12 protein-coding genes are annotated in these 13,081 nt (G+C 59.0%); all 12 read left to right on the top strand.

Annotated elements, in window-relative coordinates; genetic code table 11:
- Positions 1-528, top strand: a 528-nt coding sequence (locus tag RTY00_RS08975; RefSeq protein ID WP_312664171.1) for an aldehyde dehydrogenase family protein, incomplete at its 5' end; no start/stop codon positions are given.
- A 29-nt stretch (positions 529-557) separates the two neighbouring features.
- On the top strand, positions 558-1,226 hold the full coding sequence (locus tag RTY00_RS08970) for a haloacid dehalogenase type II (protein ID WP_312664170.1): 669 nt from the start codon (positions 558-560) through the stop codon (positions 1,224-1,226).
- A 14-nt stretch (positions 1,227-1,240) separates the two neighbouring features.
- Positions 1,241-2,518 carry an FAD-binding oxidoreductase gene (locus tag RTY00_RS08965; RefSeq protein ID WP_312664169.1) on the top strand — a complete coding sequence of 426 codons (1,278 nt, stop codon included), beginning with the start codon at positions 1,241-1,243 and terminating at the stop codon, positions 2,516-2,518.
- Between the two features lie 262 nt (positions 2,519-2,780).
- Entirely contained in the window at positions 2,781-4,385 is a 1,605-nt protein-coding gene (locus RTY00_RS08960) for an ABC transporter substrate-binding protein (RefSeq protein WP_312664168.1), read from the top strand.
- Positions 4,386-4,483: 98 nt separating this feature from the next.
- Positions 4,484-5,437, top strand: a complete 954-nt coding sequence (locus tag RTY00_RS08955) for an ABC transporter permease (protein WP_008109594.1) — start codon at positions 4,484-4,486, stop codon at positions 5,435-5,437.
- Entirely contained in the window at positions 5,437-6,288 is an 852-nt protein-coding gene (locus tag RTY00_RS08950) for an ABC transporter permease (protein ID WP_312664167.1), read from the top strand. Before RTY00_RS08955 ends, RTY00_RS08950 begins: the two co-directional genes overlap by 1 nt.
- A complete protein-coding gene (locus tag RTY00_RS08945; RefSeq protein ID WP_312664166.1) occupies positions 6,285-7,949 on the top strand; it encodes an ABC transporter ATP-binding protein in 1,665 nt (554 codons plus the stop codon). The genes RTY00_RS08950 and RTY00_RS08945 overlap by 4 nt, the downstream gene beginning before the upstream one ends.
- A gap of 68 nt (positions 7,950-8,017) precedes the next feature.
- Positions 8,018-8,863 (top strand): GNAT family N-acetyltransferase, encoded by an 846-nt coding sequence (locus RTY00_RS08940; protein ID WP_312664165.1) that lies wholly within the window; start codon positions 8,018-8,020, stop codon positions 8,861-8,863.
- Positions 8,863-9,789 (top strand): glyoxylate/hydroxypyruvate reductase A, encoded by a 927-nt coding sequence (locus tag RTY00_RS08935; protein WP_312664164.1) that lies wholly within the window; start codon positions 8,863-8,865, stop codon positions 9,787-9,789. Before RTY00_RS08940 ends, RTY00_RS08935 begins: the two co-directional genes overlap by 1 nt.
- A gap of 7 nt (positions 9,790-9,796) precedes the next feature.
- A complete protein-coding gene (locus tag RTY00_RS08930; protein ID WP_312664172.1) occupies positions 9,797-10,930 on the top strand; it encodes a M20 aminoacylase family protein in 1,134 nt (377 codons plus the stop codon).
- A 115-nt stretch (positions 10,931-11,045) separates the two neighbouring features.
- Positions 11,046-12,362: a 4-aminobutyrate--2-oxoglutarate transaminase gene (gene gabT, locus RTY00_RS08925; RefSeq protein WP_312664163.1), complete on the top strand. Its 1,317-nt coding sequence runs from the start codon at positions 11,046-11,048 to the stop codon at positions 12,360-12,362.
- 140 nt (positions 12,363-12,502) lie between these two features.
- A complete protein-coding gene (locus RTY00_RS08920; protein WP_008109584.1) occupies positions 12,503-13,012 on the top strand; it encodes an Lrp/AsnC family transcriptional regulator in 510 nt (169 codons plus the stop codon).
- Positions 13,013-13,081: the final 69 nt, after the last annotated feature.

Raw genomic sequence — 13,081 nt, 5'->3', positions numbered from 1 at the left:
GCGCTCTGTCAGCAGCCGCGTCCGGGCGTGACCTGGCAGGAGAGCAGCCGCTATGCGCCGCTGATCGATGCGCGTCAGGGCAACAAAGTGGCGTCAGTAATCGCCGATGCCAAAGCACAGGGCGCGGAAGTGCTGGTCGGCGGCGAACGCTTTGCCGACACCGCAGAAGGCTGGTTCTGGCAGCCAACGCTGCTGTGCGGCGTTGCCCACGATAACCCGGCGGTGAAGCAGGAAATTTTTGGTCCGGTGCTCACCGTGCAACAGTTTGATGATGAGGAAGAAGGGCTGGCGCTGGCGGCACACGAAACCTACGGCCTGTGCGCCGGCGTGCATACGCTGAGTCTGCCGCGTGCGCTGCGTGCGGTGCGCGCGCTGGAGTCCGGCACCGTGTGGGTCAATCGCTATGGCCGCTCCGGCGATTTCATTATCCCAACCGGCGGCTTCCTCGGCTCGGGCATTGGCAAGGATCTGGGACGTCAGGCATTCCAGGCCTGTCAGCGCCAGAAAAGCGTGTTAATCGATTTCTAATTTTGTGTTCTCAACCGCGAGGTCGCTTCATGGCACTGTTTAAACCGAAATTCATCACCTTTGATTGCTACGGCACCCTGATCAATTTTGACATGGCAGGCGCAGCCGAACGTTGCTTCAAAGATCGTGTATCCGCACAGGAGATGCTGGCGTTCACCACCGATTTCGCCCGCTACCGTTTTGACGAAGTGCTTGGCGCGTGGAAGCCGTATTACGACGTGGTCAGCGATGCCATTCAGCGCACCTGCAAAAAGTGGGGCGTGGCGTGGAGCCAGGCGGACAGCGACTTTATCTTTACCGATTGCGCCACGTGGGGTCCACATCCTGACGTGCCCGCCGGTTTAGCCAAAGTGGCCAAAGAGTTCCCGCTGGTGCTGCTCACAAACTCGATGGACGATTTAATCCCGCATCACGTGCCGCGTCTTGGCGCGCCGATCCATATGACCATCACCGCCGAAGAAGTCGGTGCCTACAAGCCGCAGATGAAAGGCTTCGAGTACATGCTCGACAAGCTGAACTGCGGCCCGGAAGAGATTCTGCATGTCTCCTCCAGCCTGCGTTATGACCTGATGACCTGCTACGACATGGGCATCAAGAACAAGGTGTGGGTCAATCGCGGTCACGATCCGGCCAATCCGGCGTATCAATACACCGAAATCAACGATATCGGCGGTCTGGCCGCTGTGGTTGGACTCTAAGCCCGGAGGCGGCGATGAAACTCGAATCATTCTGGCAAGCCACAGCACCGACCTTTAGCGGCGCAGCCACTGGCGCACTGCCGAGCACCGCTGAGGTGGTGGTGATTGGCGGCGGCTTTACCGGCGTCTCGACGGCGCTCAACCTGGCGCGCAGCGGCATCAACGTGGTGCTGCTGGAGAGCGGCGAGGTAATGAGTCAGGCGTCGGCGCGTAACGGTGGGCACTGCAATACCGGCGTGGCGCAGAACTTTGCCTCGCTGGTGGAGAGCCAGGGAATCGAGCAGGCCAGCCGCTTCTATCGTGCTTATGACGATGCGGTGAGCTACGTCGAACAGCTGGTGCGCGAAGAGCAGATTGATTGCGATTTTCGTCTGTGCGGCAAGCTGAAACTCGCCAGTAAAGCCTCGCATTTTCCCGGCCTGCGCAGCGCGTGGCAGTTGATGCGCGACACCGTTGATCCGGAAATCGAGCTGATTAGCAAAGATGATATTCGCCGTGAAGTGGGCAGCGATGCCTTTCACGGTGGCCTGCTGCAGAAGCGTGGCGGCCAGATGCATATGGGCAAGTTTGGTATCGGGCTGGCGGAAGCGGCGGCGCGCAGCGGGGCGAAAATCTACCCACATCACGCAGTGACCGGCTTAACGCGCCTCGACGGCTATCGCCACCGCGTCATCACCGCGCAGGGCGAGATCATCGCCGACAAAGTGATGATGGCAACCGGCGTCTCCAACGAAGGGCCTTTCCCGTGGTTCCAGCGCCGCATCGTGCCGGTCGGCAGTTTTATTGTGGTGACGGAACCGCTTGGTGACGAACTGATCAATCAGGTGCTGCCGAAAGACCGCACCTACGTGACCTCGCTGAATATCGGCAACTACTTCCGTACCACGTCGGATCGTCGATTGGTGTTTGGTGGCCGCGCGCGCTTTGCGGTGAGCAATCCGACGTCGGACACACGCAGCGGCGACGTGCTGCGTGCAGCGATGACCGCGCTGTTCCCGCAGCTGGGCAAGTCGCGCATCGATTACTGCTGGGGCGGCATGGTGGATATGACCGCCGACCGCTTGCCACATGCCGGTGAACAGGATGGCGTGTTTTATTCGATGGGTTACAGCGGCCACGGTACGCAGATGTCGGTGTGGATGGGCCGCGTGATGGCCGATCTGCTAGCGGAGAAACGCAACGAAAACCCCTGGCAGCGCGACACCTGGCCTGCGCTGCCCGGTTACCACGGGAAACCGTGGTTTTTGCCCCTGGCGGGTTTGTATTACAAAGCCAAGGATCGGTTGTCGTGAAAACCGGGATCCTGCGGTCATCGAAACGGTCGCCATAAATGGCGACCCTACGTTGAAAACGGCGAGGTTTTGTAGGGTCGCCATTTATGGCGACCGCGCCGATGAAATCGTACGAATGTCGCGGTTTTGTAGGGTCGCCATTCATGGCGACCGTGCGGATGAAATCGTACGAATGACGCAGGTTTTGTAGGGTCGCCATTTATGGCGACCGCCTAAAAGACGAACAACGAAATCAACAACAATTCATATTGAGGGTGTGCAGATGAGTAAATTCAATAAAGAGTCTGACGCTGTAAATCCGGCCTTAACCCGCATGTTGACCGAAGGGTCGATGTCGCGCCGTGGCCTGATGAAGTTGTTGTCTGCCGGTGCCGTGATGAGCAGCGGTTTAATCGCTTTCCCGCAGATGAGTTTTGCGGCAACCACCCCAGTGAAAGGCGGCAAGCTGCGCGCCGCCATGTCTAACGCCTCCGCCACCGACACGCTCGATCCGGCCAAAGGCAACAACAGCGGCGATTACACCCGTCAATTCATGGTCTACAGCGGCCTGACCGAACTGGATAAAAGCCTCGCGGTGCAACCGGCGCTGGCGGAATCCATCGACTCCAGCGACGGCATCACCTGGCAGATTAAACTGCGCAAAGGCGTCACCTTCCACGACGGCAAACCGCTGACCGCCAAAGATGTCATCTACTCGTTGAGCCGCCACAAAGATCCGGCGGTGGCGTCCAACGCCTTCAAGCTGGCCGATCAGTTCAAAACCTTCACCGCGGTGAACGACAATGAAGTGACGCTGGAGCTGGCGCAAGCCAACTTCGACGTGCCGTTTATGCTGGCCAGCGCGCCGTTCCTGATCGTGCAGGACGGCACCAAAGACTTCAGCAAAGGCATCGGCACCGGCCCGTTCAAGCTGAAAGAGTTCACGCCGGGCGTGCGTTCGGTTGGCGTCAAAAACCCCAACTACTTCAAGCCGGGCCTGCCGCATCTGGATGAAGTCGAGCTGCTGGGCGTCACCGATCAGGCGGCGCGCGTTAATGCGCTGATGTCGGGCGATCTGCACATCGTCTCCACCCTGAGCGCCGCCGACTGCAACCGCATCAAAGCCACCACGGATTTCGGCGTGCTGGAGAGTAAATCCGGCATGTACACCAACTTAATCATTCGTACTGACGTGAAGCCGGGCAGCAACGAAGATTTCGTGCTGGCGATGAAGTACCTGCAGCCGCGCGACATCCTGGTGAAAACCGTGCTGCAAGGCTACGGCGACGTCAGTAACGATACGCCGGTACCGCCGTGGCATCCGCTGTATAACGCCGATCTCAAACCGCGTCCGCTCGATGCCGAGAAAGCCAAATTCCACATCGAGAAAGCCGGTATGAAAGGTGCGACGGTGGAGATTATCACCACGCCAAACATTGAAGGCTCGGTGGAGGGCGGCCAGCTGATTCAGCAGGTTTCGCGCAGCACCGGTCTGAACATCAAAGTGCGCCGCGTGCCGTATGACGGTTACTGGTCAACGCACTGGACCAAAGATCCGGTCGGCTACGGTTCAATCAACCCGCGCCCGACGCTGGATATGCTGTTCTCGCAGTTCTATCTCTCCACCGCATCCAACAACGAATCGGGCTGGAAGAATGAACAGTTTGATCAGCTGGTGGTGGCGGCGCGCGGCGAGCGCGAACAGACCAAACGCAAGCAGATGTACGGTGACATGCAGAAGCTGATTTACGATCACTGCGGCACCATCATCCCAACCTTTATCAGCTCCACCGACGGTTACAGCAAGAAAGTGGGCGGCGTAGAAGCCTGGCCAAGCGGCATGATGATGGGTTATCGCTTCCATGAGTTCGCCTGGCTGAATGCCTGATTGTTCGGCATCACGACATAAATGCACCGCACCGTAGGGTCGCCATTCATGGCGACCGCATAATCAGCGCCTGAAGATTCTCTACAAGGAGATCGCCGATGAACCGATACATGTTGTTCCTGATTGCCCGGCGCGCAGGCGCAGGCATCCTGACCTTGCTTATCGTCTCGGCGGTGGTGTTTTTCATCACCAGCCTGCTGCCCGGCGACGCGGCGCAGATGATACTCGGGCAAAACGCCACGCCGGAAACGGTGGCGGCGTTGCGCCAGCAGCTGGGACTCGATCAGCCGTTGTTGGTGCGCTACTTCACCTGGCTCACCGGCATGTTGCAGGGGGATTTCGGCACCTCGTTCGCCAGCCATCTGCCGGTATTACAGCTGGTGGAGCAGCGCATTCCCGCCACACTGGAGTTAGCCGGCATCACCACGGTGATCTGCGTGCCGCTGGCGCTGATTATCGGCATCGTGGCGGCGATGAATCGCGGCTCGGCGCTGGACCGCTTTCTGGTGATCAGCACCATGGCAACCGTCGCGGTGCCGGAGTTTTTAGTAGCCACGGTGGCGGTGCTGATCTTCGCGGTAAAACTGCATTGGGTGTCGGCGATGTCGTTCGGCAGCCCGGACATGGACGTTATCAGCTACCTCAAAGCCTACGCGCTGCCGGTGTTAACGCTGTGCTGCGTGCTGGTGGCGCAGATGGCGCGCATGACGCGCTCCGCCATCATCAACCAACTCGACAGCCCGTATCTGGAGATGGCGCTGCTGAAAGGCGTTTCGCCGCTGCGCGCGGTGTTGCGCCACGCGCTGCCAAATGCGGTCGGGCCGATTGCTAATGCCATCTCGCTCAGCCTGTCGTATCTGTTTGGTGGCGTGATCATCATCGAATCGATCTTCAGCTATCCCGGTCTGGCGAGTGCGCTGGTGGATGCGGTGAGTAATCGCGATCTGCCGGTGGTGCAGCTGTGCGTCATGCTGTTCGCCGCCTGCTATCTGGTGCTGCTGCTGGCGGCCGATATCCTCACCATCGCCTTTAACCCGAAATGGAGAAGCTGATGAATACGTTACTGCTGCCTGTACGTCTGTTTCAGTCGCTGTCGCTTTCGGGCCGCATCGGACTGCTGATCTCGCTGTTTTGGCTGCTGATGGCGCTGTTTGGTAACCAACTGGCGCCGCATAACGTCGAAGACATTGGCGGCGGGCCGATGCTCGGTGGCATGACGTCTGCCAACCTGCTCGGCACCGATTATCTGGGGCGCGACATCCTCAGCCGCATTCTCTACGGCGCGAAATTCTCCATTGGCTTAGCGCTCAGCGCCGCGCTGTGCGCCAGCATCATCGGCACCTTGCTGGCGCTGCTGGCGGCGGTCGCCGGACGCTGGCTGGAAGAGGTGCTGGGGCGCGTTAACGATGCGCTGCTGGTGCTGCCGGGCAAAGTGCTGTCGCTGATGATTGTCGCGGTGTTCGGCTCATCGCTGCCGATGCTGATCCTCACCGCCATCTTCACTTACTGGCCGGGCGCGTTCCGTATCGCCTTCGCCATGGCCAGCAGCCTGCGCAATATGGATTACGTGCGTGCCTCGCGTTTGCGCGGGGAAAGCCGCTGGTACGTGGCGATCCACGACATCCTGCCAAATATGGTGCATCCAATGCTCACTGACTTCGGCCTGCGCTTTGTCTATATCGTGCTGCTGCTGAGCGGCTTGAGTTTCCTTGGCCTCGGCGTGCAACCGCCGTATGCCGATTGGGGCACGCTGGTACGTGAAAACATTCAGGGCCTGTTCAACGGTTCGCCAGCGGTGCTGATGCCAGCGGTGGCCATTGCTAGCCTGACCATTGGCGCGAACCTGTTTATCGATAGCCTGCAGCAGATGCGTCCGTTGACGCTAGCGAAGGAGGGAGCATGAACGTGACGCCACATACCGCCATGCCGGTGATCTCGGTGGAGAACCTGCGCGTAACGGCGCAGACCGACAAAGGTGAAGAGATCGATTTGGTTTCCGATATTCGTTTCACGGTGCAGAAGGGCGAAGTGCTGGCGCTGATTGGTGAATCTGGCTCCGGCAAAACCACCATTGCGATGGCGCTGATGGGCTATGCGCGCCACGGCTGTCGCATCGCCGACGGTAATATTCACATGGCCGGCACCGATGTGCGCAGCCTATCGCCGGGCCAACTGCGTGAGTTTCGCGGCAACAAAGTGGCGTACATCGCGCAGAGTGCGGCGGCATCGTTTAACCCTGGCATGCGCATTCTCGATCAGGTGATTGAGCCGGTGGTGATTCACGGCACCATGAAGCGCAAAGATGCCAAACAAAAGGCGATTGCGCTGTTCCGCGAACTGGCGCTGCCTAATCCCGACACCATCGGCGACCGCTTTCCGCATCAGGTTTCCGGCGGTCAGCTGCAACGTCTGATGACGGCGATGGCGCTGATTGGCGATCCGGATGTGGTGATCCTCGACGAACCGACCACCGCACTCGACGTGACGACGCAGGTGGAAGTGCTGAAAGCGTTTCGCCGTGTGGTGGCGCAGCGCGGCGTGACGGCGATCTACGTCAGCCACGATTTGGCGGTGGTGGCGCAGATGGCCGACCGCATTCTGGTGCTGCTGCGCGGCCAGATGGCCGAGTACGGCACCACCGAACGGCTGATTGGCGCACCGCAGGCGGATTACACCAAACTGCTGATGGATGCGGCGCGGCAAAAAGAGCGCCCAAGCAGCTGGACCTGCGCCGAGGCGGATATGCAGCCGCTGATGGAGGTGCGCGATCTCAGCGCCGGTTACGGTCCGCGCGACAGCAACGGTCAGCCAAAAATTCGTATTCTCGAAGACATCAATCTGAAGCTGTGGAAAGGGCAGGCGATTGGCATCATTGGCGAGTCCGGTTCGGGTAAAACCACGCTGGCGCACGCCATTGCCGGACTCAACGCGCCAAGTCACGGCCATATTCTGTTTAACGGCCACTACATTAACGGCGATATGCACAAGCGCCCGGACAATGAGCTGCGCCGCATTCAATATGTGTTCCAGATGGCCGATACCGCACTGAATCCGGCGCACAGCGTCGAGCAGATTCTGACGCGTCCGCTGGTGCTGTTCCATGGATTAAAAGGTGCGGCGCTCAAAGCGCGTCTGCATCAGTTGCTGGATCTGGTGAAGCTACCGCGCACCGTGCTATGGCGGCGTCCGTGGGCGCTGTCTGGCGGACAGAAGCAGCGTGTGAATCTGGCACGTGCGCTGGCGGCCGAACCGGATTTGATACTGTGCGACGAAGTGACATCAGCGTTGGATACCGTGGTGGCTGCAGCGGTGCTGGATTTGATCAGCGAGTTGCGCCGCGAACTGGGATTGTCGGTGCTGTTTATCAGCCACGACATGCACGCGGTGCGCGCGGTGTGCGACGATATCGTGGTGATGAAATCCGGCAAAATCGTCACGCAGATTGCCCGCGCCGATTACGATAAGCCGACCAGCGAACTCTATTTCGAACGCCTGAAACGCGCGGTGCCAGAGTTGCGACAAGGTTGGCTGGATGAGCACGAAGAGGTGTTGAAGGCGGAGTGAATGCCAGGTCGCCATACATAGAACCCGTAGGGTCGCCATTTATGGCGACCTCACTAGCAAGGAAAACCATGATCACACTACGCGCAATGACGCAAAACGACATCGAACACGGCTATGCCATAACCCAACAGCTCAAATGGCCGCACCGCCGGGAAGACTGGCAGCAGGCACTAGCGCTGGGTGAAGGCGTGGTCGCTGAAGAAAACGGCGAATTCGTCGGCAGTGCCTTTGGCTGGCGCTGGGGCGAGCAGGCAGCAACCATTGGTTTGGTGGTGGTCAATCCACAGTTTCAAGGCCGCGGCACCGGTAAGCAACTGATGCTGGCGCTGCTGGAGAAATTCCCCGACTACAACATACGCCTGCACGCTACCGAAATGGGCAAAGGGTTGTACCAGAAGCTCGGCTTTGAGGTCACCGGCCACATTCAGCAGCATCAAACGCGCGAACTGGCGGCGGTGCCAACCGTCACTATTCCAGCCGGTTTAACGCTGCGTAACGCACAAGTCGCAGACGCCGATCTGCTGATCGAACTCGATCATCAGGCGCACGGCATGTGGCGTCCAGCTCTGATCAACAGCCTGATTACCGATTTCCAAACCGTGCTGCTGCAGGATGCCAAACAGCGCGTGCACGGTTTTGCCAGCCTGCGCCGCTTCGGTCACGGCTGGGCAATTGGCCCGGTGATCGCGCTGAATGTCGATATCGCGCAAACGTTGATTTCCGCCTTGATGCAAGGCCTGCGCGGCGAGTTCGTGCGTATTGATACCGATGGCGCGCTGCCGCTGGCGGCCTGGCTGGAAACCTTGGGCCTGGCGCAGGTGGATGCGCCGACCACCATGATTCGGGGTACGCCGTGGTCACCGCAGCAAGGTAAGATGCAGGCGTTCGGGTTGATGACCCAGGCGATGGCCTGATGCATATCGTCTACAAATCAGAAGCCACGCGCGGCGCGCACTGGCAGCGATGGCTGGCGCAACATGCGCCGGATATTCAGCTGCACATCTGGCCGGATATCGGCGATCCCGAGCAGGTTGAACTGCTGGTGGCGTGGCAGCCGCCGGAAAACCTGATGGGCACCTTTCCCAATCTCAAAGCGCTGTTATCGGTCGGCGCGGGCGCGGATCAGTTCGATCTCAGCCAACTGCCACCGGATTTGCCGGTGGTGCGCATGATCGAACCGGGCCTGACGCAAGGCATGGTCGAGTACGTCACTTTCGCGGTGCTTGGCTTACATCGCGATATGCCGCGCTACTTTCAGCAGCAGCGCGCCGAGCAGTGGCAAACTCACCCAATTCGCACCGCCAGCCAGCGCCGTATTGGCGTGATGGGCCTCGGCGAACTCGGCCAGGCGGCGTTAAAACAGTTGGTGTCGCTGGGTTTTGATTGCGCTGGCTGGAGCCGCACCCCGCGTGAAATCAGCGGCGTGCGTTGCTGGTACGGCAGCGATCAACTGAGTGATTTCCTCGCGCACAGCGACATTCTGGTGTGCCTGCTGCCGCTCACCGACAGCACGCGCGGCTTGCTGAATGCGCAGCTGTTCGCGCAGCTACCTGACGGCGCAGCGCTGGTGCAGGTGGGACGCGGTCCGCAACTTCACGAAGCGGATTTACTGACAGCGCTGGCAAGCGGCAAACTCAGCGCGGCGGTGATTGATGTCATCGATCCCGAGCCGCTGCCCGCTGGACATCCGTTCTGGCAGCATCCGGCTATTTGGCTGACGCCGCACATCGCCAGCGCAACACAAACCGACAGCGCCGTCGCCGCGCTGCTCGACAATCTGCGCCGCTACCAACGCGGCGAACCGATGGTCGGCCTGATCGATCGCAACCGGGGATACTGAGATGCAACTGGAACAATTAGTCGCGCTGCGACGGGATCTGCACGCCCATCCCGAGCTGGGCTATCAGGAGCAGCGCACCAGCGACATTGTGGCGCAGCTGTTAAATGAGCACGGCATTGAGGTGCATCGCGGGCTGGGTAAAACCGGTGTGGTCGGCGTGCTGAAACGCGGCAACGGCACGCGCATGATTGGCCTGCGCGCAGATATGGATGCGCTGCCGATGCAGGATAACGGCAATCAGCCGTGGAAAAGCGTGCACGATAATGTGTGCCATGCCTGCGGCCATGATGGTCATACCGTGATGCTGCTGGGTGCGGCGATTGAACTGGCCGAGCAGGGCGATTTCAACGGCACGCTGGTGTTTATCTTCCAGCCTGCCGAAGAGGGATTGGCGGGTGCGAAAGCGATGATCGATAGCGGCCTGTTCCAGCAGTTTCCCTGCGATGCGGTGTTTGCGCTGCACAACTGGCCGGAACTGCCGCTCGGCGAAGTGCACACGCGGCCCGGCGCGATCATGGCGGCGGCGGATCGCTTCGATATCACCGTTGAAGGTGGCGGCGGACATGCCGCGCAGCCGCATCTGACGCGTGACACGTTGCTGGCGACCAGCGAACTGGTGGTGCAACTCAACACGCTGGTGGCGCGCGCGCTCGATCCCTGCGAACCCGGCTTGCTTAGCGTGACGCGCATGCAGGGCGGCTTCTCGCACAACATGATCCCGGCAGAAGCCAGCATCACCGGCACGGTGCGCACCTTCAGCCCGGCGGCGCAGGACATCATCGAAAACCGTCTGCGTGAAATGGCGCTGCACGTCACCGCCGCACATGGCTTGCAGGCGGACGTGAACTATCTGCGTTATTACCCGGCCACGGTGAATAACGCGGCGATGGCGCAGCTGGCGTTAGACGCGCTGAATCAGGCCGGTATTCACGCACAACAGGCCAAACAGCCGGCGCTCACCTCCGAAGATTTCGCCTTTATGTTGCAGGCGCGTCCCGGCGCCTATCTGTGGATTGGCTCTGCGCCGAGCCAGCCGCTGCATCACTCGGCCTACGACTTTAACGATCAGCTTATTCCGCACGGTATCCAGACGCTGACGGCGCTGGCGCGGCATGCGCTGGGTGCAGAATTTCCCTGCTGATTGGCGGTGGATTTTGACAGGAAATGCCGCTGCCCGCTGGATTACGGCAGCGTGAGAAACCAACAGGTTGCGATACTTGAGCCATCCGAACGTTACGTGGAAAGGGGTTTTAAAAATGCAGAATGTCATGGCGGAGCAGCAAACATATTCCGATAACAGCCTGTTACTGGACGCGCGTGAGCAGCATGTGCCACGTGGCGTCATTACTGCGCATCAGTTGGTGATCGAGCGGGCGAAAGGCAGCGAAGTATGGGACGTTGAGGGCAATCGCTATCTCGATTTCGTTGGCGGCATCGGCGTGCTCAACGTCGGGCACAACCATCCGGCGGTGGTCAACGCGGTCACCAAACAACTCGGTTTAGTGTCGCACGCCTGCTTCCAGGTGGTGGCGTATCCGGGCTACATCGAGCTGGCGAAACGCCTCAATGCGCTGGTTGGTGGCGGTGAAGATTTCAAAAGCGTGTTCTTCACCAGCGGGGCGGAAGCGGTAGAAAATGCCGTGAAGATTGCGCGCGCCCACACCAAACGCAGCGGCATTATCGCTTTCGACGGCGCGTTTCATGGCCGCACTTTGCTCGGTACCACATTGACCGGCATGTCCGCGCCATACAAACAGAACTTCGGCCCGTTCCCCTCCGATATCTATCGTTTGCCGTTCCCGAATGCGTTTCACGGCGTGAGTGATGACGACTGCTTAAAAGCGCTGGATCAGCTGTTCGCGGTGCAGATTGCGCCAGAACGCGTGGCGGCGATCATCATCGAACCGGTGCAGGGCGATGGCGGCTTCCTGCAGGCTGGCGCTAACTTTATGCAGGCGCTGCGCCGCATCACCGAGAAGCACGGCATTGTACTGATTCTCGATGAAGTACAGACCGGCTTTGGTCGTACTGGCAAGATGTTCGCTTTCCAGCATCTCGGCATCATGCCGGATCTGGTGACGGTGGCGAAAAGTATCGGCGGCGGTTTGCCGATCTCAGGCGTGGTCGGTAAAGCGGCGATCATGGATGCACCACAGCCCGGCGGTTTAGGTGGCACTTACGGCGGCAACGCGCTAGCCTGTGCAGCGGCGCTGGCGGTGCTGGATCTGCTGGAGAACGACAATCTACTGGCGCGCTCCAATCAGCTCGGCGAGCAGCTTAACGCGCGCCTGCAACAGCTGGCCGAGAAGTACGCTTGCATCGGCGATGTGCGCGGCATTGGTTTTATGCAGGCGGTTGAGATCGTCGATTTCGAGACCAAAAAGCCGGATGCGGCGATGACGCAGAAAATTCTCGACTGCGCCTGTCAGGAAGGTTTGCTGCTGATTAAGTGCGGCATTCATCGCAACACTGTGCGCTTCCTTGCGCCGCTGGTCACCACCGATTCGCAACTGGAAGAAGCGCTGCATATCTTTGATATCGCACTCGCGCGTGCCAGCGGTCGACTCGGTTAAAAAGCGCTTTCTCATTGAAATTATTGCAGTAATTTGAAAACCTCCCGCTGGTATAACCAGTTAACGAGATAGCACATTTACCTTAAAGCGTGTTATATCTTCGGGAGGTTAAACCTAATCGGTTGGCAATGAGGGGTGCTATGAACGGCTTAATGAAACTCGACCGCATCGACATCAATATTCTGGTGCAACTCCAGAAAGATGGCCGTATCAGCAACGTCAATCTCGCCGATGCCGTTGGGCTTTCGCCCAGTCCGTGCCTGCAACGCGTCAAGCGTCTTGAGCAAGCCGGATTTATCAACGGTTATGAAGCCCACATCAATCTGACCAAAATCACCGATTCCGTGACGGTATTTACCGAAGTCACGCTCTCTGGCCATCGCCGCGAAGATTTTATGAAATTCGAAAATGCGGTGCGTGAGGTGGATGAGTTAATGGAATGTCATCTGATCACCGGCGGTTACGACTATTTGCTGCGCTTTATTACCCGCAGCATTGAACATTACCAGGAAGTGATTGAGAAGATGCTGGATGCGCAGATCGGCATCGATAAATACTTCAGTTATATCGTGATTAAATCACCGATTATGAAAAGCAGCGTGCCGTTGAGATCGTTAATTTCGAAACAGAATTCGGTGGAGTTCGGTTGAGTTATTTATGTTTCTGGGATGAAGGTCGCCATAAATGGCGACCCTACGGTTGCGAGGTTTTGTAGGGTC

The sequence above is a fragment of the Pantoea sp. CTOTU49201 genome (genome assembly GCF_032054795.1).
In the GTDB taxonomy this organism is placed as follows: Bacteria; Pseudomonadota; Gammaproteobacteria; order Enterobacterales; family Enterobacteriaceae; genus Pantoea; species Pantoea symbiotica.
This window is presented reverse-complemented; position numbering and strand designations above follow the sequence as displayed.

Bases quoted from the DNA above. Each gene is read 5' to 3' on its own strand.
- RTY00_RS08970 (WP_312664170.1), top strand. From the start codon at position 558: ATGGCACTGTTTAAACCGAAATTCATCACCTTTGATTGCTACGGCACC.
- RTY00_RS08965 (WP_312664169.1), top strand. From the start codon at position 1,241: ATGAAACTCGAATCATTCTGGCAAGCCACAGCACCGACCTTTAGCGGC.
- RTY00_RS08960 (WP_312664168.1), top strand. From the start codon at position 2,781: ATGAGTAAATTCAATAAAGAGTCTGACGCTGTAAATCCGGCCTTAACC.
- RTY00_RS08955 (WP_008109594.1), top strand. From the start codon at position 4,484: ATGAACCGATACATGTTGTTCCTGATTGCCCGGCGCGCAGGCGCAGGC.
- RTY00_RS08950 (WP_312664167.1), top strand. From the start codon at position 5,437: ATGAATACGTTACTGCTGCCTGTACGTCTGTTTCAGTCGCTGTCGCTT.
- RTY00_RS08945 (WP_312664166.1), top strand. From the start codon at position 6,285: ATGAACGTGACGCCACATACCGCCATGCCGGTGATCTCGGTGGAGAAC.
- RTY00_RS08940 (WP_312664165.1), top strand. From the start codon at position 8,018: ATGATCACACTACGCGCAATGACGCAAAACGACATCGAACACGGCTAT.
- RTY00_RS08935 (WP_312664164.1), top strand. From the start codon at position 8,863: ATGCATATCGTCTACAAATCAGAAGCCACGCGCGGCGCGCACTGGCAG.
- gabT (WP_312664163.1), top strand. From the start codon at position 11,046: ATGCAGAATGTCATGGCGGAGCAGCAAACATATTCCGATAACAGCCTG.
- RTY00_RS08920 (WP_008109584.1), top strand. From the start codon at position 12,503: ATGAACGGCTTAATGAAACTCGACCGCATCGACATCAATATTCTGGTG.